At 38.2% G+C, this 20,246-nt stretch carries 19 protein-coding genes; 17 read left to right on the plus strand and 2 right to left on the minus strand.

Annotation, left to right across the window (positions count from 1 at the left end):
- Positions 1-21: 21 nt before the first annotated feature.
- Positions 22-1,215, minus strand: a complete 1,194-nt coding sequence (locus ACQKMR_RS03225) for an FtsW/RodA/SpoVE family cell cycle protein (protein ID WP_427695994.1) — start codon at positions 1,213-1,215, stop codon at positions 22-24.
- Between the two features lie 322 nt (positions 1,216-1,537).
- On the opposite strand from ACQKMR_RS03225, the gene ACQKMR_RS03230 reads away from it, so the two are divergent.
- From ACQKMR_RS03230 to ACQKMR_RS03250, 5 genes are all read left to right on the plus strand, one after another.
- Positions 1,538-2,638: an SDR family oxidoreductase gene (locus tag ACQKMR_RS03230; RefSeq protein WP_427695995.1), complete on the plus strand. Its 1,101-nt coding sequence runs from the start codon at positions 1,538-1,540 to the stop codon at positions 2,636-2,638.
- 16 nt (positions 2,639-2,654) lie between these two features.
- On the plus strand, positions 2,655-4,214 hold the full coding sequence (locus ACQKMR_RS03235) for an aldehyde dehydrogenase family protein (RefSeq protein ID WP_427695996.1): 1,560 nt from the start codon (positions 2,655-2,657) through the stop codon (positions 4,212-4,214).
- A 274-nt stretch (positions 4,215-4,488) separates the two neighbouring features.
- Positions 4,489-5,253 carry a TerC family protein gene (locus ACQKMR_RS03240; protein ID WP_427695997.1) on the plus strand — a complete coding sequence of 255 codons (765 nt, stop codon included), beginning with the start codon at positions 4,489-4,491 and terminating at the stop codon, positions 5,251-5,253.
- A 367-nt stretch (positions 5,254-5,620) separates the two neighbouring features.
- Positions 5,621-6,364, plus strand: coding sequence for an RNA polymerase sigma factor SigI (gene sigI / locus ACQKMR_RS03245; protein WP_427695998.1), 744 nt, complete (start codon positions 5,621-5,623; stop codon positions 6,362-6,364).
- Positions 6,361-7,725 carry an anti-sigma-I factor RsgI family protein gene (locus ACQKMR_RS03250; protein WP_427695999.1) on the plus strand — a complete coding sequence of 455 codons (1,365 nt, stop codon included), beginning with the start codon at positions 6,361-6,363 and terminating at the stop codon, positions 7,723-7,725. The genes sigI and ACQKMR_RS03250 overlap by 4 nt, the downstream gene beginning before the upstream one ends.
- Before the next feature lie 37 nt (positions 7,726-7,762).
- Here the strand turns inward: ACQKMR_RS03250 and ACQKMR_RS03255 are convergent, their stop codons facing one another.
- Complete coding sequence (locus tag ACQKMR_RS03255; protein WP_034314196.1) at positions 7,763-7,954, minus strand: alpha/beta-type small acid-soluble spore protein; 192 nt, start codon at positions 7,952-7,954, stop codon at positions 7,763-7,765.
- A gap of 233 nt (positions 7,955-8,187) precedes the next feature.
- Here ACQKMR_RS03255 and ACQKMR_RS03260 point away from each other — a divergent pair, with 233 nt between their 5' ends.
- From ACQKMR_RS03260 to ACQKMR_RS03315, 12 genes are all read left to right on the plus strand, one after another.
- Positions 8,188-9,540 carry a TrkH family potassium uptake protein gene (locus tag ACQKMR_RS03260; RefSeq protein WP_427696000.1) on the plus strand — a complete coding sequence of 451 codons (1,353 nt, stop codon included), beginning with the start codon at positions 8,188-8,190 and terminating at the stop codon, positions 9,538-9,540.
- Positions 9,541-9,811: 271 nt separating this feature from the next.
- Entirely contained in the window at positions 9,812-11,065 is a 1,254-nt protein-coding gene (locus ACQKMR_RS03265; RefSeq protein WP_427696001.1) for an ATP-binding protein, read from the plus strand.
- Between the two features lie 94 nt (positions 11,066-11,159).
- On the plus strand, positions 11,160-12,386 hold the full coding sequence (locus ACQKMR_RS03270; protein ID WP_427696002.1) for an acyl-CoA dehydrogenase: 1,227 nt from the start codon (positions 11,160-11,162) through the stop codon (positions 12,384-12,386).
- A complete protein-coding gene (locus ACQKMR_RS03275) occupies positions 12,383-13,156 on the plus strand; it encodes an SDR family oxidoreductase (protein ID WP_427696003.1) in 774 nt (257 codons plus the stop codon). The genes ACQKMR_RS03270 and ACQKMR_RS03275 overlap by 4 nt, the downstream gene beginning before the upstream one ends.
- 36 nt (positions 13,157-13,192) lie before the next feature.
- On the plus strand, positions 13,193-14,812 hold the full coding sequence (locus tag ACQKMR_RS03280) for a long-chain-fatty-acid--CoA ligase (RefSeq protein ID WP_427696089.1): 1,620 nt from the start codon (positions 13,193-13,195) through the stop codon (positions 14,810-14,812).
- A 62-nt stretch (positions 14,813-14,874) separates the two neighbouring features.
- Positions 14,875-15,444 carry a TetR/AcrR family transcriptional regulator gene (locus ACQKMR_RS03285; protein WP_427696004.1) on the plus strand — a complete coding sequence of 190 codons (570 nt, stop codon included), beginning with the start codon at positions 14,875-14,877 and terminating at the stop codon, positions 15,442-15,444.
- A 39-nt stretch (positions 15,445-15,483) separates the two neighbouring features.
- Positions 15,484-16,368, plus strand: a complete 885-nt coding sequence (locus ACQKMR_RS03290; RefSeq protein WP_427696005.1) for a 3-hydroxyacyl-CoA dehydrogenase family protein — start codon at positions 15,484-15,486, stop codon at positions 16,366-16,368.
- Positions 16,365-17,147 carry an enoyl-CoA hydratase gene (locus ACQKMR_RS03295; RefSeq protein ID WP_427696006.1) on the plus strand — a complete coding sequence of 261 codons (783 nt, stop codon included), beginning with the start codon at positions 16,365-16,367 and terminating at the stop codon, positions 17,145-17,147. Before ACQKMR_RS03290 ends, ACQKMR_RS03295 begins: the two co-directional genes overlap by 4 nt.
- A gap of 16 nt (positions 17,148-17,163) precedes the next feature.
- The gene (locus ACQKMR_RS03300) at positions 17,164-17,565 is read left to right on the plus strand and encodes an acyl-CoA thioesterase (protein ID WP_427696007.1); all 402 of its coding nucleotides are present in this window, start codon (positions 17,164-17,166) and stop codon (positions 17,563-17,565) included.
- A 30-nt stretch (positions 17,566-17,595) separates the two neighbouring features.
- Entirely contained in the window at positions 17,596-18,657 is a 1,062-nt protein-coding gene (locus ACQKMR_RS03305) for a phosphotransferase family protein (RefSeq protein ID WP_427696008.1), read from the plus strand.
- 4 nt (positions 18,658-18,661) lie between these two features.
- Positions 18,662-19,420: a 2-phosphosulfolactate phosphatase gene (locus tag ACQKMR_RS03310; protein ID WP_427696009.1), complete on the plus strand. Its 759-nt coding sequence runs from the start codon at positions 18,662-18,664 to the stop codon at positions 19,418-19,420.
- A gap of 36 nt (positions 19,421-19,456) precedes the next feature.
- Positions 19,457-20,236, plus strand: a complete 780-nt coding sequence (locus tag ACQKMR_RS03315) for an SDR family NAD(P)-dependent oxidoreductase (RefSeq protein ID WP_427696010.1) — start codon at positions 19,457-19,459, stop codon at positions 20,234-20,236.
- Positions 20,237-20,246 lie beyond the last annotated feature (10 nt).

Here is a 20,246-nt window from a genome sequence, read left to right on the forward strand (position 1 = left end):
AGGGGATAAAAAACTAGAGTTTTATTTTGAAGAAGCGATCTCATCTTTTGGGATGGACACGACCTTTTCTTTCTGTTCAAGTATATTCATTCGCATTATGACGTTTTGGAATATGCCCATTGAAACCATAAGCAGTAGTAAGGAAGAACCTCCGTAGCTGATAAATGGGAGGGTAATTCCGGTAATTGGAATGAGTCCAGTCACACCGCCAACGTTGATGCCTACTTGAATGCCAATCATGGATGATATGCCGATTAATAGCAGACTTCCAAATGGATCTTTACATTTGGCTGAGAGCATAAAACCCCTCAAGACGATAAAACCTAGTGTCAAAAGAACGAAAGCTACTCCGAATATTCCGAGCTCTTCCGCAATGATGGCCATGATAAAATCTGTGTGTGATTCAGGCAGGTACCCGTATTTTTGTACACTGTCCCCTAGTCCGACACCTGTAACGCCGCCTGAACCTATTGCGAACAATGAATTCACGAGCTGATATCCGTCTTCTCCTGCTGTACCAAAAGGGTCTGCAAAGCCGGTAAAACGAGACACTTTATTTTCAGATAAAACGGATGAGAAATTACCTGTCACAAGAACTCCTAAAGCAAAGATACCTACGAACACTAGTGTTATTAAAAAGAGTTTAAAGATACTTTTAAAAGACATGCCAGAGGAAATGATTATGGTACTTGAAATAAGGAAAATGATGGCTGCCGTTCCATAGTCCGGTTGAATCCCGATTAAAAAACAAATAAATACGAGAAAGAAAATCGGAGGAATAACGGCTTTATCAATACTATTGATACGATCCTGTCTTTTTCCGTATATAGCTGCCAGGTAAATAATCATGACCAGTTTTGAAAATTCTGCTGGCTGAATAGATTTTGTGCCCAATTTAAACCAGCTCGTAGCATTTCCTGCCGTATGGCCGAAGGTTAAGAGAAGCAAAAGGATCCCGGCCATTCCAAACATCATAAACATTAAAAACTTTTTGTTTTTGTACATCTTATAAGGAAGAATCATCGTCACAATCATTGCTAAGAATGAGATGATAAAGGCAGTTTTTTGTTTCTCAAAGAAGAAATCCATGGACTGGCCGTATCGAGCAACTGCAGTAATCATGCTCGCACTATAAATCATGACTAAACCAAACAGACATAGTAATACGACAGCGATAAAAATAGGGAAGTCGTATGCTTTAATTATTCTTTTCACTTGTGCGCTCACCTCAAATATGTATGCGCGAAAAAATCGCCTTCTTATATAGTAACGGAAAATCGACTATATAGATAATAATTTTTATCCAATATCATAATTTATCCTCTAAGACTTAATATTAAACCCCTATTTTGATAAATTTATAGACAATCTCCTAGATTACTCTTTCAAAGAAGAATCCTACTAGGTACCTTCGATAGAAAATGTGAATACTCCTTCAAAATGGAAGTAAAATATAAAATTTTACTATTATATTCCATTTGAATAGTAATAATATGTAAAGTTGCTTACAATCAAAGTAAACTGAGGGGGATAATCTATGGAGCATGTTTATTTATTCATAGGATTTCCGGGTTTCATCAGTAATCAGTTGATAATGGAGCTTTTAAGGCGTGATGAAGCTTTAAATAAAATCTACCTGCTTGTTTTGCCTGAACAAAAGGTAAAAGCAGAAGCAGAAATCAAGACTATGGAAATTGAACGGGATGGAGCAAAAGTAATATTTGAAATGGTGATAGGAGATATAACGAAAGAAAATCTGGATATTACATTTGATTTAATTCATAAACTTCAACAAGAAATTACCCATGTTTTTCATCTTGCAGCGATATATGATTTAGCAGTCCCTGAAAAAATTGCTCAGCTTGTTAATGTCGTGGGTACGAAACATGTAAATGAATGGGTTAAAGGGTTAATTAAACTTAAGCGATATACCTATTTTAGTACGGCTTATGTTGCGGGTATCCGGGAAGGGAATCTATACGAGCATGAATTGGTCTTTCCAAAAAGCTTCAAGAACCATTATGAACGGACTAAATTTGATGCCGAATTACTGGTAGAGGAGCTTAAAAAAGAGATTCCTATTACCATCATTAGACCTGGAATCGTAAAGGGGCATTCTCAAACGGGGCAAACGATTAAATTTGATGGTCCCTATTTTATCCTTAATTTTCTTGATCGGTTAAGCCTTCTTCCTTTGTTTCCATATATTTCTTCAGAGAGGGAAACAGTCGTGAACCTGGTTCCAATTGATTATATTATACAGGCTACTGCATATCTGGCATTATATAAAGAAAGTGCTGGAAAAACGTATCATTTAACCGATCCTAATCCATATACGGCTACTGAAGTTTATGAACTTTTTGTTGGAGAATTATATAAGAAAAAACCAAAAGGTGATGTACCAATGGTATTGAGTCATGCGTTTTTATCAATCCGTTCGGTGCGGACGTATCTAGGAGTTGAAAAAGAAGCCTTGGATTATTTTACTTGGAAGGGGCGGTTTAATAGCACTGAAGCCCAAAAAGACTTAGCTGGTTCTGGAATAGTTTGCCCTAATTTCAGGGATGGTGTTCCTGCTATGGTTGATTTTTATTTAAGGTATAAAAATGATAAAGAGTATCAGATTAAAATAAGATAAAACAAGGAGAGAAGTTATGGATGAATTACGTACCAAATGGGAAGTGTTTTCTCCGGCAACAGGTGAGAAGATTGCCGAACTTGATGAAACGCCACTGGATTCTATTCCTCATTTCTATACGAAATCAAGACAAGCGTTTCAGACCTGGTCAAAACTTCCTATCAAAGAGCGTCTGCAATATTTAAAGCGCCTTCGTCTACTGATGGTTAAAAAAATGGATGAAATAGCTGAGGTTATTTCAAAAGATACAGGCAAAGTTAAAATTGAAGCGCTTGTCGCGGATATCATGCCAACTATTGATGCAATTAAGCATATTGAAAAACATGCAGTGAAAGCTCTTTCTAGACAGAAGGTTTCCACACCATTAATGTTAATAGGGAAAAAATCTTATATTGATTATATGCCCCGTGGAACTGTTCTCGTCATTTCACCTTGGAATTATCCGCTTCAACTAGCAATGGTACCAATCCTGAATGCTCTTGCCAGTGGGAATACTGTCATTGCGAAACCTTCAGAGGTGACACCTTTAGTGGGAATGTGCATTGAAAATCTATTTCATGAAGCAGGTTTTCCAGAGGGGACAGTTCAGTTTGCTCATGGAGGGAAAGAATTAGGTGCGTCATTAACTGAGCAGAAACCGGATTATATTTTTTTCACTGGATCTGTCAGGACCGGAAAAATGATTGGTGAAGTTGCAGCAAAACAGCTGATTCCTAGTACTCTGGAGCTTGGCGGAAAGGATCCGATGATTGTACTACGTGATGCAAACTTGGAACGGGCTGCTAATGGAGCACTTTGGGGGGCTTTTACAAATAGCGGGCAGGTGTGTATGAGTGTTGAACGAATATATGTGGAACGTCCCGTTTATAAGGAATTTCTGACTTTGCTTAAAGAAAAGGCGAATTCTTTAAAGCAGGGGACACGATTATCGGATGATATCGGTTCAATGACTTTCCCGGCTCAGATTGATATTGTTGCTGGACACCTAGAGGATGCGCTTAATAAGGGTGCCAAACTTGAATCCGGAACCTTACCGAATGATTGGAAAACGGGTCAGACCTATTTTATTCCGCCGACGATATTGTCTAATGTCAATCATTCAATGAAAATTATGAAAGAAGAAACGTTCGGTCCAGTTTTGCCAGTTGTACCTTTCGATACGGAAGAAGAAGTGGTCAGGCTAGCAAATGATACTGAGTACGGACTTAATTCGAGCGTTTGGACGATAGATGCGGTAAAAGCAAATCGGGTAGCATCCCAGTTAGTGACAGGAGCGGTAACGATCAATGATGTGTTGATAACGGTTGCTAATCATCACTTACCCTTTGGTGGTACAAAGCAAAGTGGTATAGGCCGTTATCATGGCGAACAAGGAATGCGGATTTTCTGTCATGAAAAAGCCATCATGAAAGACAATGGAAAAAAGAATTCGGAAATACAATGGTATCCATATGAAGGGAAGTATACGAAGTTTTTATCACTGTTCCAACACTACTTTTCTGAAAAAACCAACTGGATTCAATTTGGCAAAGAATATTTACATTTAATTAAGATCTCCAAGGAAAAACGAAAATAGATATCTAGAATTTCTAACTTAAAGAAAAAAAGATTGTAATTTTAGCCAGTAGCACGTATACTATTATTATATTTAATAACTGATTTTCCTTTTACAAAGGGGAGTAGCGTTAGGGTTCGCCCTAAAACAAAGTCGTCATTACGTGAGTGGAGACATTCATCGGCTTTGTTGACATGATTTCATGTTTAGCAAGACCTTTGCCTATATGGCAGAGGTCTTTTTATTTTGCCAATGCCAATAGCGAGGGAAATACAAACTATTGGGGGTTGAATACATGGAAGCATCAATATTATTGGAATATGGCTGGGTACTTCTTATCTTGGTTGGATTAGAAGGAATACTCGCTGCAGATAATGCAGTCGTTATGGCTGTCATGGTTAAACATTTACCAAAAGAACAACAACGAAAAGCCTTGTTTTACGGTCTGATGGGAGCTTTTGTTTTCCGCTTTGCAAGTTTATTCCTTATTTCCTTTCTTGTCGACGTGTGGCAAGTTCAAGCAATCGGTGCTATTTACTTACTTTTCATTGCTTTTCAGCATATTTACAAAAAATACGCTGGGAAAGGTGAGAAGGAAGTCACTAAACCCAAGAAACAATCTGGCTTCTGGATGACAGTGGTAAAGGTAGAGGCTGCTGATATTGCTTTCGCGATTGATTCCATGTTGGCTGCTGTTGCACTGGCCGTTACACTTCCTGCAACAGGTTGGATGAAAGTTGGCGGAATTGATGGGGGGCAATTCGCGGTTATGTTCCTCGGTGGTATGATCGGGTTGATTATTATGCGATTTGCAGCTAATGGATTTGTGAAATTGCTTCATCAGCGTCCTTCACTTGAAACTGCAGCATTTTTAATTGTAGGTTGGGTTGGAGTAAAGTTAGCGGTATACACACTTGCACATCCTTCGCTAGCTGTGATTGATCACCATTTCCCGGAATCAACACTTTGGAAATCGATTTTCTGGGTTGTATTAATTGGAATTGCTGTAGGTGCATGGATCAGATCAAGCAAAAAAGAGAAACAAATACAAGAAGCATGAAAAAAATCAGGCGTGCAAGTCGCGCCTGGTTTTTTTATTTGTAAATTTAAATCTATTATATGGGCTTTGTGGTGTGACCCACAAAAATTCAAACGCTTTTACGAAGGATATGTTAAAAGAAGTAAAGTTAAATTTGGGTAAAAAAAATGACGATTGTCCCATTGATTTGTGAGATAACTAGAAAAAAGTTATTTTACTGTAATTACACTGTAATAAACGAGAAAAAACTAAGTATTTTTTCATGTGGATATATTTTGTGATTTCAATATCCTTGAAAAATAGTTCTTTTGGTACTGTCTTTTAGACTCCCTCCGCTTAAGATAAATATGTTGATCGTTTTTACGTTCAACAGGAGCGAGGTGAGCAAATGCTTGGTTTGTTGTTTACAGCAATCAAAAAAAAGCGTTCTTTAGAAGAAACTGTTTTGAAAATTCAACAAGGTGATATTAACCTTCGTAACGATATTATAGAATCATTCAAGCCTTTTATAGCTAAAGCCGTCTCGTCAGTATGCAGACGTTACATATACGAATCAGATGATGAATTCAGTATTGGATTGATTGCTTTTAATGAGGCGATAGATAAATATTCCCCGGAGAAAGGCCGTTCTTTGTTGGCATTTGCCGAAACCCTTGTTAAGCGCAGGGTTATTGATTACTTAAGAAGCCAGTCAAGAAGCAAAGAAATTATTCTGGATTTTTCTCAAAACGAAGAAAATGATCAAAGCCAAATATATCTGGATAATGAAAATTCGATACAGGAATACGAAAAACAAAAGGAATCAGAAAAAAGAAAAGAAGAAATTCAACTTTATATAAGCCATCTACAGGATTTTGGTCTGTCGTTTGATGATCTAGTTGAAAACTCTCCAAAACATGCGGATGCTAGGAAGGGAGCAGTGATGATTGCTAAATTGTTAATGGACGATGACGACTTGAAAGACATCCTGTTTACAAAAAAGCGGCTGCCAGTAAAACAGCTTGAGGGAAAGGTGGATGTAAGCAGAAAAACAATCGAACGAAACCGAAAGTACATCATTGCTGTTGCAATAATTATAAACGGGGATTTTTTATATTTGAATGATTATATAAAAGGGGTTATTAATGGATGAAAAAAGGAGTTATTCTTTCAATAAATAAGCGTTTTGTAACCATATTAACCCCTGAAGGCGAGTTTCTAAAAACCAAAAGACAGGAAAGAACGTATGAAGTGGGCGAAGAAATCACTTTTTTACCTGTTAAACCAAAAGTTACTTTATCTTTTTCTAGCTTATCTTTCAAAAAAAAGGCGGTACTTAGTATAGCATCGGCCCTTCTGATTCTCTTTTCTATTCTGCCATCCTATTCTTCTGAGCATGTCTCTGCATATATGACAATTGATGTGAATCCAAGTATTGAACTAGAGCTGAATGATCATTTAGAAGTTCTCAAACTTACCGGCTTAAACGAAGATGGTAAGCTTGTAATTGGTCAGTTGACGAACTGGAAAGGTAAAGAAATTAAGACGGTCACAAACCGAATTGTTGAAAAAACAAAGCAACTCGGTTATTTGAAAGGAAATAAACAAATAGTTGTTTCTACAACGTTATTGGAAAAAGATAAAAAACTGGATAAGAATTTAAAAGAAGAGATTAAAGAAATTTCAGAGCAGGAAAATGATTCACAAACAAAGATGAAAGTTATTCAAGCAACGAAAAGTGATCGGAAGCAGGCTAAAGAACAAGGCATATCTACCGGAAAGTATGTTGAAAAGAAATTGAATGAGGATAAAGAGAAGGTTAAAATGAACAAAAGGGAACCTGCAACGGATAAAAATGTCGAGGGTGATACTGAAACCTCGGATGAGAAGAGAGAATCGCAGAGCAAAAAAAACAAATCGAATCAAGAAAAGGAAAAAGTGAACAATTCAATTGAGAAAAAGGGGAAAACAGTAAAACCAGAAGAGCCAACTGAACCAACTGAACCAACTAAACCAAGGGTACTGGAACAACAATATAAGCAAAAGAAGGAAACATCAGTTAAAAAAGAAAAAAATGGACAAAATAAAGGGAAAAATACCTTTCAAGAAAAAAACAAAGAGAAAAATACCTTTCAAGAAAAAAACAAAGAGAAAAATACCTTTCAAGAAAAAAACAAAGAGAAAAATACCTTTCAAGGAAAAAACAAAGAAAAAAATACCTTTCAAGGAAAAAACAAAAAACCGAACGAAAAATCAAATAGAGGCCATAGCAACCATTCAAAAGACAAGCAATCGAAAGAGCAGAAGTGGGTGAAACCAAATGAAAAGACTGAACAAAGAATCAATGAAAGAGGACACCCATCAGTCAAAGAAAAGGGAAAAGAAAGTGAAAAAAATAAAGACAATCGTGTAACGCCTGAAACTAAAAAGAAAAATAAAACTGAACGGGATAAGCGGGAAAAGAATAATAAAGATAACAGTCAGGGACGGAATCTTAAAAAGAGTCCAGCTTAAAAGCTGGACTCTTAGCCATAGGTATTCAATTGTAGATTTATTGACCTTTAAGTTGAGATTGAGCTTGCTGTACAAGACGTTTTGTAATTTCTCCGCCAACTGAGCCATTGGCACGAGCTGATGTATCGGAACCTAATTGTACACCAAATTCTGATGCTATTTCATATTTGATTTGTTCTAGTGCTTGTTCAATTCCAGGAACAAGAAGGTTGTTACTGCTGTTAGCCATTTTAATCTCCCCTTTACGTTTTCAACGGCTTTTGCCGCTGTAATGATAGTATAAGTAGAAAAAAGAGTTTTACTTATGTAAGTTGTATCGAAGTTATTGGTAAACCTGCCTTATTGTTGTAAGTAAGTCAGTTTCAAAAGGGAATGGAAAAAAGAATGAAAAAAGGGTACACTATATTTTTAATGTTTATGTGGTTTACATAATTATAAAGGAGTAAGAAAGGAAAACTCTGTATGGTTGCTATCAAAAAACTATTATCAAAGTTAACACCTGCACAGCTTATCGTCGGTTATTACTTTTTGGCTGTCAGTATCTCGACCGTACTGTTGAGTCTGCCGATTGCTCTAAGGCCAGGTGTAGAATGGGGACTAATGGATGCTTTATTCACAGCCGTAAGTGCAGTTAGCGTTACAGGTCTAACAGTTGTTAGTTTGCCCGAAGTGTTTAATGAGGTAGGCTATTTCATTCTTATGTTTGTTCTCCAATTTGGCGGTATTGGCATTATGACGCTTGGAACCTTTTTCTGGTTGATTTTGGGTAAGAAAATCGGCTTGAAGGAAAGAAAATTGATTATGACCGATCAAAACCAATCGAATCTTTCGGGGCTTGTTAAATTATTGATTCAAATCATTCAGATATTTGTCGTAATTGAAATGATTGGAGCTCTTGTTTTAGGCATTTACTTTCTGAATTATTATCCGAACTGGAAAGAAGCCTTTTTAAATGGCTTATTTTTAGCAATAAGTGCCACCACGAATGCTGGTTTTGATATTACCGGTACTTCAATGATTCCCTTTAAAGGCGATTATTTTGTACAGTTTATCACGATTATCCTGCTTACCCTTGGAGCTATTGGATTTCCGGTTTTAATTGAGTTGAAAGAATTTTTATCCAATAGTGCACGTACTTATAAGTTTCATTTTTCTTTGTTTACAAAACTGACATCAGTTACTTTCTTGTGCCTTATAATTGGGGGAACTATCTTTATCTTCCTGCTGGAGATGAACGGGTTTTTTAAAGATAAGAGCTGGCATGAATCATTTTTCTACTCTCTTTTTATGTCATCGAATACGAGAAGCGGTGGCCTAACAACGATGAATGTGAGCGATTTCTCAGAACCCACCCTTTTATTGATGAGCATTTTGATGTTTATTGGAGCATCTCCTAGTTCAGTGGGAGGAGGTATCCGGACAACAACCCTTGCTATAATGATTCTCTTTTTATGGAATTTTATGAGGGGAAGACGTTCTATTAAAGTATTCAAACGAGAGATTCATCCTGATGATATTCGTAAGGCGACAGCAGTTATGATTATGGGATCCCTATTATGCATTATGGCAGTCTTCATTTTAGCAATTACTGAGAATTTTACTTTGATGCAAATCATTTTTGAAGTATGTTCGGCTTTCGGTTCTGTGGGTTCTTCAATGGGTATCACTCCCGAACTAAGTAATATCGGTAAAATTGTAATTATGATTATCATGTTTATTGGTAGGGTCGGAATTACGTCCCTTCTCTATATCATTGGTCATAAAGAAGTTACGGAGAATTACCATTACCCAAAAGAACGCGTCATTATTGGATGATGTTTTAGCTATATCAGAGACCTTTCCATTGTGGAAAGGTTTTTTGAGCTGTTTGCAGGAATCGAAGTAATTATGTTGAAATGTACCTATAGATAATCATTTACCATTTTAATGTAAGATATATGCTGAATTCAGACACTAACTTGCTAGAATTCAATTGAATTTATTTTTTTATTATTTTGGTAAGGAGGTGGAGGAAATAAAGAAGTATGTTGGAAGGATTTTTGTTCCTGCTCTATTTTTTATATTAATATTGCCATTTATAGGATGGATGTATATTGAAGTACAAAAAGTTTCCGCCCTTGCAGGAATATATATAGTCGCTATTGTATCAATAGCTTGGTTATTTGGCGCTATCTATGATAATAATCGAAAAATGATTGAGTTATTGAAGGATAGTGAAGGGAGATATCGAATTTTCTCTAAGTACTCCAAAGAATTGGTCAATAGTTTCAATGAAGTTATTTTCCAAACTGACGAGAAAGGAAAATGGCTATATTTAAATCCTGCCTGGAAATTGATGAGTGATGCTACTGTTAACGAAACTCTCGGGCTGCACTTTTCTAAAAGTATGGATAATATTTCGTATGAACAAGTTTTGAAAACGTTCGCAGAATCCTTTCATCAAGGGAAAAAATATTTTCGTGTGGATATTAAATTGAATAATTCGAAAAAGGAGACGACCTGGGTCGAAGCATTTGTCAAATTAATTTATGACGAGGCAGGGGAATTCATCGGAACGGCAGGGATATTATCAGAAATTAATGAACGGAAGAATGCAGAGGAGAAGCTTGTAAGTCTGAATGAAAATTTAGCGATTACTTCAAGTAAATTATCGACGGCAGCCCAACTTGCTGCAGGTATTGCACATGAAGTCAGAAACCCCATGACAGCGATTTTAGGTTTTGTAAAACTGATCAGAGATGGTGGTGCGAATAAACAGGAATATTATGACATTATTTTTTCGGAAATAAATCGAATCGAGCAAGTCCTAAATGAACTATTGCTGCTTTCAAAGCCAAGTGAAGAGAAGCTACTTAAGAAAGATTTTAAAAAAACCTGCAATCATGTTATAACTTTGTTGGAAACTAATGCCGTTCTAAATAATATTCAAATTCATAAAAATTACAATGAACAGTCGATTTATATTTATTGTGATGAAAATCAAATCAAACAAGTACTAATAAACCTTATTAAAAACTCCATAGAATCGATGACAGATGGCGGAAATATATTTGTGAATATATATGAAAAAGACAATGAAGTTTATATAAGCATATTGGATGAAGGGGAGGGGATTCCTGAAAACTCTCTTCAAAAAGTTGGTGAACCATTCTACACTACGAAATCAACGGGAACAGGATTGGGACTTTCTGTATGTTTCAAAATTATTGAGAAACATGGTGGTAAAGTATTCATTACAAGCGAACTAAAAAAAGGTACGAAAATCGTTTGTGTATTCCCGATAGTTGAACCAAGAGATATGGATGTTCTGAAGCAAGGGAGTGAATTAACAGAAAATTAATTTGTTTAATCATTGAAAAAAAAGGAAAAATAGTTGTATACTGTAAAATAAATAACATACTAACCGGTTAGTAAGTTGAAAGGGAGGAATTGATTTGAACTTTGAACATACACCAAAAGTAAAAAAACTGGAAAAGAAGTTAACAGAATTTATGGAGAAATACGTATACCCAAATGAATCGGTGTATCAAAAGCAGCTCGGAAAACAGAAAAGCCGCTGGAGTGAAATACCGCCGGTTTTATCTGAATTAACTGCAAAAGCAAAGGAAGAAGGACTCTGGAATTTATTTTTACCTGAAAGCAATTATGGAGCTGGTTTAACAAATCTTGAATATGCGCCACTTTGTGAAATTATGGGGAGATCGATGATAGGACCTGAAATTTTCAACTGTAATGCGCCTGACACTGGGAATATGGAAGTATTGGTCCGTTATGGTACTGATGAACATAAAGAGCGCTGGTTGAAGCCGTTGCTTGCTGGGGAAATACGCTCATGCTTTTCAATGACAGAGCCAGAAGTGGCATCTTCTGATGCAACCAATATTGAGTGCCAGATTGAAAAAAACGGTAGTGAATATGTAATAAACGGTCGGAAATGGTGGTCTTCTGGAGCAGGTGATCCACGATGTAAAATTGCTATTGTTATGGGTAAGACTGATCCAGATGCTTCTAAGCATGAACAACAATCTATGATTCTCGTACCGCTGGATACACCGGGGGTCAAAATTGAGAGAATGCTCCCTGTTTTCGGTTATGATCATGCTCCGCATGGACATGCTGAAATAACTTTTGAAAACGTGAGGGTTCCAAGCGAGAATATTCTTTGGGGTGAAGGGAAAGGTTTTGCTATTGCTCAAGGAAGGCTCGGACCTGGAAGAATACATCACTGTATGAGGCTTATCGGAGCTGCAGAAAGAGCGCTTGAAGAATTATGTAAGCGCATTCAAAGTCGTGTCGCTTTTGGGAAACCATTAGCGAGACAAGGTGTGATTATGGAATGGGTTGCAGATTCCCGTATTGAAATTGAGCAAGCTAGGCTTTTGACTTTAAAAGCTGCCTATATGATGGATACTGTAGGGAACAAGGAAGCGAAGGCGGAAATTGCCATGATAAAAGTGGTTGCACCTAACATGGCATTAAAAGTGCTGGATCGTGCCATCCAAGGATTTGGCGCAGCAGGTATATCTGATGATTTCCCTTTTGCGGCTCATTGGGCAAATGCCAGGACATTGAGGCTTGCCGATGGTCCGGATGAGGTACACCGTTCGCAAATCGCTAAAATTGAACTTCGCAAATACCAAAAGCATGAGGTGAAAATATGAAAGCGACTGACCTATTTGATTTAACCGGAAAGACAGCGATTATTACCGGTGGAGGAAGAGGACTTGGAGAACAAATAGCGATAGGCTTTGCCGAAGCAGGGGCCAATGTGGTTCTTTGTTCTAGAAAGAAGGAGGCATGTGATGAAGTTGCATGGCATATCGAGAAGCTGGGAGTGAGGGCGCTTTCCATCAAATGTGATATTACCAACCCGGTAGATGTACAAGAAGTAGTGAACGTAACTTACCGAGAATTCGGATCTATAGATATTTTAGTGAATAATAGCGGGGCATCCTGGGGAGCTCCAGCCGTCGATATGCCCCTTGAAGCCTGGCAGAAGGTCATGAATGTCAATGTGACTGGAACTTTTATCATGAGTCAGACTGTAGGTAGGATCATGATTGAACAGGGGTATGGAAAAATCATAAATATTGCTTCTGTCGCAGGACTTGGCGGGACGGACCCAAGGGTGCTCGATACAATTGGCTATAATACGAGCAAAGGGGCAGTAATTACCTTAACAAAGGATTTAGCCGTTAAATGGGGCCAGTATAATATTAACGTAAATGCGATAGCACCAGGATTCTTTCCGACAAAAATGACCAAAGGTGTTCTTGAGAAAGGGAAAAATCCTATCTTGGAATCCACTCCTCTTAGAAGGTTAGGGAGTGATGATGATTTAAAAGGGGCTGCGATTTTCCTAGCCTCAAATGCTTCCGATTACGTGACTGGGAATATCTTAGTTGTTGATGGAGGTTCCCATGCAATGTAAGAAAAGTAATTAAATATGGTTGGAGGGTATGTAATGGTGAATGAAAAAAAGTGGCTGTCAGTATATCCTGATTCAATACCAAAGGAAATAAAAGTTCCTGAATTTCCGATGCAGCAGATCCTTCATAACACATTTCAGTCTTATCCAAACAATACAGCGATTACTTTTTATGGTCGAAAGATATCTTATCATGAGCTTTTCTTTGCATCACAAGCTTTCGCTTCAGCTCTTCAAAAAAAAGGTGTCCAAAAGGGTGATCGTGTAGCAATAATGCTCCCTAACTGTCCACAATACGTCATTGCTTACTACGGCTCATTGACTACAGGTGCCATTATTACACAAATCAATCCAATGTTGGTTGAAAGAGAGTTGCAGCATATTTTACAGGACTCCGGTGCCGAAACAATTGTGGTGTTAGACGGACTATATCCAAAAGTGAAAAGTGTGCAACAGAATGTAAATGTGAAAAATATTATTGCTGTCAGCCTCCAGTCATCTTATGCAGATTTCCAACCTGATATTTCATTTGATCAGTTTATAAAATCAAGCGACGGCAACATTACTCCAGTAACAATTGATCCGGGATATGATATAGCCGTTCTTCAGTATACAGGAGGCACAACGGGACGTTCGAAAGGTGCGATGTTGACACACAGTAATATTCTGGCTAACGTAGTTCAATCTTATGAGTTCTTCAAGCATGAATTAAAAATTGGCTGTGAACGAACGTTGTCTGTCATACCACTTTTTCATGTGTTTGGAATGACATCTGCAATGAATCTATCGGTGTATATAGCGGGTGATTCAATAATGTTGCCACGGTTTGAAATAGAGGAAGTACTCGAAACGATAAAGCGTGAACAGCCTACCACTTTCCCTGGTGTACCTACTATGTACGTCGCGTTGACGAACCATCCTAAGGCTGAAGAATATGGTATTGGCTCGATTCGGCTCTGCAACAGCGGGAGTGCACCGATGCCGGTGGAACTACTCCGTGAGTTTGAACGAAAATCAGGGGCGAAGATAATGGAAGGCTATGGTCTTTCGGAAGCTTCCCCAACAACACATTGTAACCCTGTATTTGCTGAAAGAAAGCCCGGAAGTGTCGGGATTGGTTTCCCGTCCACTGATTATAAAGTGGTGGATTTAGGAGAAGGAACAATGGAAGTAGCTACGGGTGAAATGGGTGAGTTAATTATAAAAGGTCCGCAAGTGATGAAAGGTTATTGGAATATGCCTGAGGAAACGGCGGTGACTCTGAAGGATGGCTGGCTTTATACAGGTGATATTGCCAAGGTTGATGAAGGCGGGTATCTCTATATTGTCGACAGGAAAAAAGATTTGATTATTGCAAGCGGCTATAATATTTATCCGCGTGATGTAGAAGAAGTGCTTTATGAGCATCCGGCTGTTCAAGAAGCGGTTGTTATCGGAGTTCCGGATGCCTATAGAGGAGAGTCCGTTAAAGCAGTGCTTGTTCTTAAAAGGAATCAGAAGGCAAGCGAACAGGATATCATCGATTATTGCCGTGCAAACCTATCGGCCTATAAAGTCCCGCAACTTGTTGAATTTCGTGATGAGCTTCCGAAAACAAATGTCGGAAAGATTTTAAGGCGAGCTTTAAGAGAAGAATTTTCTAAAAATAATATGGCTTGATAGTACGAAAAGCGTATGATATCAATTCACCTGAAATTTTAACAGAATGCGAGGATGCTTACATGAAAGAAAAAATGACAGAACATAGCATACGTTTATTCGAAAAGAAGGGCTTTAGTGAGACGTCTATTCAGGATATTGTTGAATCAATTGGAGTGACAAAGGGAACGTTTTATTATTACTTTACGAGCAAAGAACAGTTACTTATGGATATTCATCTGGCTTACATAGATGAGCTCCTTAATGAGCAAGAAAAAATCATTCAGGTTCCTAGAAAAAGCTACAAAGATAAGCTTTTCGATATGGTTTATATGCTTTTAAAGAGTATCAAAACTAATAAATCAAGCGCTACGGTTTTTTTTCGTGAAATGAAAAATCTAAGTGAAGAAAAACTGGCTCAGATCCTTCCTAAGCGTGATGAATTCCGTAACAAAATTGAGCAGTTGCTGATTGAAGGTATCGAGAGCGGAGAGTTTCGCTCCAATCTCGATCCATCTATCATCTCGTTTGCGATTTTGGGTGTGACCAATTGGAGCTATCATTGGTTTGATCCAGATGGGGAAAAAACAGATCAGGAAGTGGCAAGGATTTTTATGGGAATGATTTTGCAGGGAATTGAAGCAGGAAGATAAATTACATACTAACTAGTTAGTAGAAGGGAGAATGACTTAATGCCAAACAAGCAAATTCATTCTATAACCGTAATTGGAGCCGGCCAGATGGGGCATCAGATCGCGATGCTTGCAGCGCTTGGAGGATTCGAGACAGTTCTCCAGGATGTGCAAGAAAATGCATTAAAAAAAGCTAAGGAAAAATTGGAAGATATTTTGGCTAAGTGGGTCCAAAAAGGGAAATTGACTGAAGATCGTAAACTGGCAGCCTTCAGCCGTCTTCAATATACTACCAATTTGGAGAAGGCGGTAAGCAGGGCGGATCTTATAATCGAAGCAGTTGTAGAAAAACTTGATGTGAAACAGGAAGTTTTCGCCAAACTAGAGCAGTTAGCACCAGCAGAAACAATTTTTGCAACTAATAGTTCAACTATCGTCAATAGTCTCCTTTCGGGTGTGACAAATCGTCCAGATAAGTTTATTAATATGCATTTCTTTTTTCCACCGCTAGTAATGGATTGTGTTGAAGTTGTCATGAGTGATCAAACATCTGAAGAAACAGCAAAGCTTGCAATGGAAGTAACTCAGAAAATGAACAGGACAGGCATTTTATTAAGGAAAGAAATATCAGGTTTTGTAGCCAATCGAATTTTAGGTGCGCTACAGCGTGAAGCCTTATTTCTGTATGAAGAAGGAATCGTTGATTACAAGGATATCGATATAATTTGTCGAAAAGCATTAAGCCATCCAATCGGCCCGTTTGAACTGATGGACTTATCAGGTATTGATGTAAGTTATTTTGTCATGCAACAGCGATATGACGAAACTGGAAATCCTGAAGATAAACCAAATGTTTGTATTGAAGAAAAGGTGAAACAAGGACATTTAGGACGGAAAACAGGTAAGGGCTGGTATGACTATCCAAACAAAGGAGTGAAAAAATGATGAGAAATCTAGTGAGAGTGGAAAAGGAAAATAAGCTTGCTATTGTAACCATAGATAATCCTCCATTAAACGTAATCAGTAAAAATGTATTTAAGGGTTTGTGGGAAGTATTTACTGAGCTTGAAGAAGATAATGAAACGGTAGCAGTACTTATTACTGGTGCAGGAGATATTGCATTTGCTGCTGGTGCGGATATAAAAGAATTTCCACAAATGATGGGAAATCCGAATATGAAAGAAACTGTAAGGGAAAGTCATGCAATCTTAAATCAAATTGATCATTTTCCTAAACCGACGATTGCTGTCTTAAACGGTTTGACTTTAGGAGGCGGATGCGAACTAGCTCTAGCCTGCGATTTGCGCGTAGCCGAAGCACAGGTGCAAATCGGCCTGCCAGAAGTGAAATTAGGCTTATTTCCAGGAGCTGGGGGTACACAGCGTTTGTCTAGACTTGTTGGGAATGCAAAAGCAAAGGAAATTATATTTACCGGTGATCCACTTAATGCAAAAGAAGCAGAAAAGATAGGGCTCGTCAATACAGTCGTCGAGCAGGGATGCGGGTTAACAGAGGCAAAAAATTTAGCCTCACGAATGACGAGACATTCACTTCAGGCGCTTTCGAGAATTAAAAAGGCTATAAATGAAGGAAGCGAATCCACACTTGAACAAGGATTAGAGATTGAAACAAATCTTTTTGAAGAAATCTTCCAAACTGAAGATGTGAAAGAAGGAGTTTCAGCATTCTTAGATAAGCGGAAACCTGCTTTCTTACATCGATAAAACCAGGAGTGATCTAATGCATGATTTAAAAGTTAACGTACGCTTTTCAGAAACGGATGCATTGGGCCATATCAATAACACAAGTTATTTTATTTACCTCGAAGAAGCCCGCATGAAATTTTTTGAAGCGTTGGGATTAGCAACAAATGTCGAAGAATGGAATTTTTTGCTTGCTTCTACAAAATGCGATTTTATTTCTCAAGGGTATTTTAACCAGCTATTAACTATTCGGACATATTTGACAAAGGTAGGCACGAAAAGCTGTGAAATGGTCCATGACATTTATTGTTCACAAACTGGAGAGACCATTTTAAAGGGAAGTGCGGTCTTAGTTTGTTTCAATTTTACTGAACAGAAAAGTGAACCTATTCCTGTAATGATAAAAGAAACGCTTATCTCACATCTTGTTCATATCTAGAATTACTAAAGTGTAAAGGAGTGTAGGAAAATGGTTGATGATACGATACCTGTTCGTTCCGGTGAGGAATTGAATTTAAGAACATTAGAAGATTTCCTGAGAAAAAATGTCTTGGACCTACCAAATGAGCCGTTAGAACTTCAACAGTTTTCTACAGGGTATTCCAATTTGACCTATCAGTTGAAGATGGGAGAGTGGGAAGCTGTGTTAAGGAGACCGCCGCTTGGTCCTGTTGCTCCAAAGGCACATGATATGAAACGGGAACACCATATTCTTTCATCAATCAACCCGTATTTTCAAGCGGCTCCTGAACCTATACTGTTTTCGGATGATGATTCAATTGTCGGATCTCCTTTTTTTCTAATGGAAAGAAAACATGGAGTTGTAATAGATTCTAAGTTTCCCGAAGGAGTCGAACCGACTTCAGAGAGGTGTCGTCAGCTTTCTTATGTCATGGTTAATCAGCTTGCTGACCTACATTCAATTCCCTATGAGAAAACGGGATTAGCGGAAATCTCCAATCCTGAAGGGTTTATCGAGCGCCAAGTACACGGCTGGATTTCGCGATATGAGCGGGCAAAAACAGATGAAATCAAAGAAGTAGGGACGCTTATCGATTATTTGCAAAAGAATATACCTCAGTATAGCCAAACTTCCATTATCCATTATGACTACAAGATTAATAATGCAATGTTTAACCAAAACCTAAGCGAAATGGTAGGATTATTTGATTGGGAAATGTCCACCGTCGGCGATCCCCTAGCTGATTTAGGAGTTGCTTTGAGCTATTGGACTGATAGCAGTGACCCTGAATTGATTAAATTCGGTTTGGGACAAGTGTCAGTTACAACCTTGGATGGTTTTCTGACTCGACAAGAATTTATTGAAGCCTATGCAGTGAGAAGTGGCAGGAATGTTTCCAACATCGATTTTTATTTAACCTTTGGATACTTTAAGTTAGCTGTCATCCTTCAACAAATCTATTATCGTTATAAAAAAGGACAAACAAATGATCTCCGCTTTTCTAAACTTGGAACAACGGTCAAAAGCTTAATCACCCATGCAGCTCATGTTGCGGCGAAGGAAGCTTGAGAATATGGGACATATACAAAACATACATTTGCTATTAAAAAAAGAAGAGATAGATAAGGAAAAGCTTTTAGAAGGAGAGAAAGTGGCCATCATCCTGGATGTTTTATTAGCGACTACAACTATCATTTCATCTCTGCATAATGGAGCCCGACAAGTAATTCCTGTCCTTAACCCTGTAGACGCGCTATTGAGAAGCAAGGAATTGGATCATGAGGATTATTTATTGGCAGGAGAACTTAAGGGTAAGCCGGTTGATGGATTAATGTATCCGAGTCCGACGCTTTTGAGTAAATTAGTTCTCAATAAAACGCTTGTATTATCTACGACTAATGGGACGGTTGCACTGAGAAACTCTGCTGCAGCCAAAAAGGTGTATATAGCGTCCTTGTTAAATAATCCCTCTGTTGCTGAAAAAATAAAAAAAGATCATCAGACCGAAACGATTATTATCGTTTGTTCGGGGAATTCGGGTGAATTTAGTTTGGAAGACTTTTACGGAGCAGGTCATTTGATAGATTGCTTGATTACTGGAGCACAAGGAACGTTCAGTCTGAATGATGCAGCAATTGCTGCTTGCACTTTTTATCAGACGAATACCGACAATACTTTTGATACTCTGCAATCATCATATGTTGGGCAGCTGTTTGAGAAACATGACTTGATTGATGATTTGAAATTGGCTTCTCAAAAAGGTTCGATAAATCTTGTTCCTGAGTTGATAGATGGGAGAATCGAAGCTGAATTGAAAAGGCAAGAAACGTAATAACAAGTTATCAAATCCAGTTGAAGAGGTGAAGGAATGAGGTTTTTACAGTCAATAGCGGTGGTAACAGGTGCAGGATCTGGAATTGGAAAGGCTACAGCGATGCGCTTATCGGACGAAGGAGCAAAGGTTTTATTAGTGGGCCGGACGAAAGGAAAGCTGAAGGAAGTAGCTGCTGAAATCAATGCCCGGCGCACAATTCCCGTGGCCGATATTTTTCCTGCAGATGTGACGGATGAGGAAGATATAAAAGAGTTGGCGCTGTATGTAAAAGAACAATATCGGAATCTTCATATTTTAATCAACAACGCAGGTGGATCGAAATCCTCGAAGCTTTTGGATACCTCTACAGATGATTGGGATATGATTCAAGATGTCAATTTAAAAAGTGTCTTTCTTGTTTCGAAGTACTTAGGAAAGGTGATGGAAGAAGGTGTTAGAAATGGGAATGGTGACTCCGTTAACCGGGCAATCGTGAATGTTGCTTCACTTTCAGGACATCAAGCTGGAGCATTTATCCCACATTACAGCTCCGCTAAAGCAGGAGTAATCAGTTTGACTAAATCTCTAGCACTAGAATTAGCTGGAGTTGGCATACGTGTCAATTCCGTATCACCTGGGTTTATTGAAACACCCTTAACAGAGGATGGTCTGCAGAATGAAAAGTTCGTAAAGTCCATTCAACGGAACACGGCCCTGGAAAGAGTAGGTAAAGCGGAGGAAATTAGTAATGTCATTACGTTTGCTGCTTCGCCGGAAGCTTCCTATATGACAGGAACCGACATTTTGGTCGACGGCGGCTGGTTGATTAAGTAGAAAAAGGGGA

Origin of the sequence: Peribacillus sp. NPDC096540, assembly GCF_050278525.1 — a bacterium.
In the GTDB taxonomy this organism is placed as follows: domain Bacteria; phylum Bacillota; class Bacilli; order Bacillales; family DSM-1321; genus Peribacillus.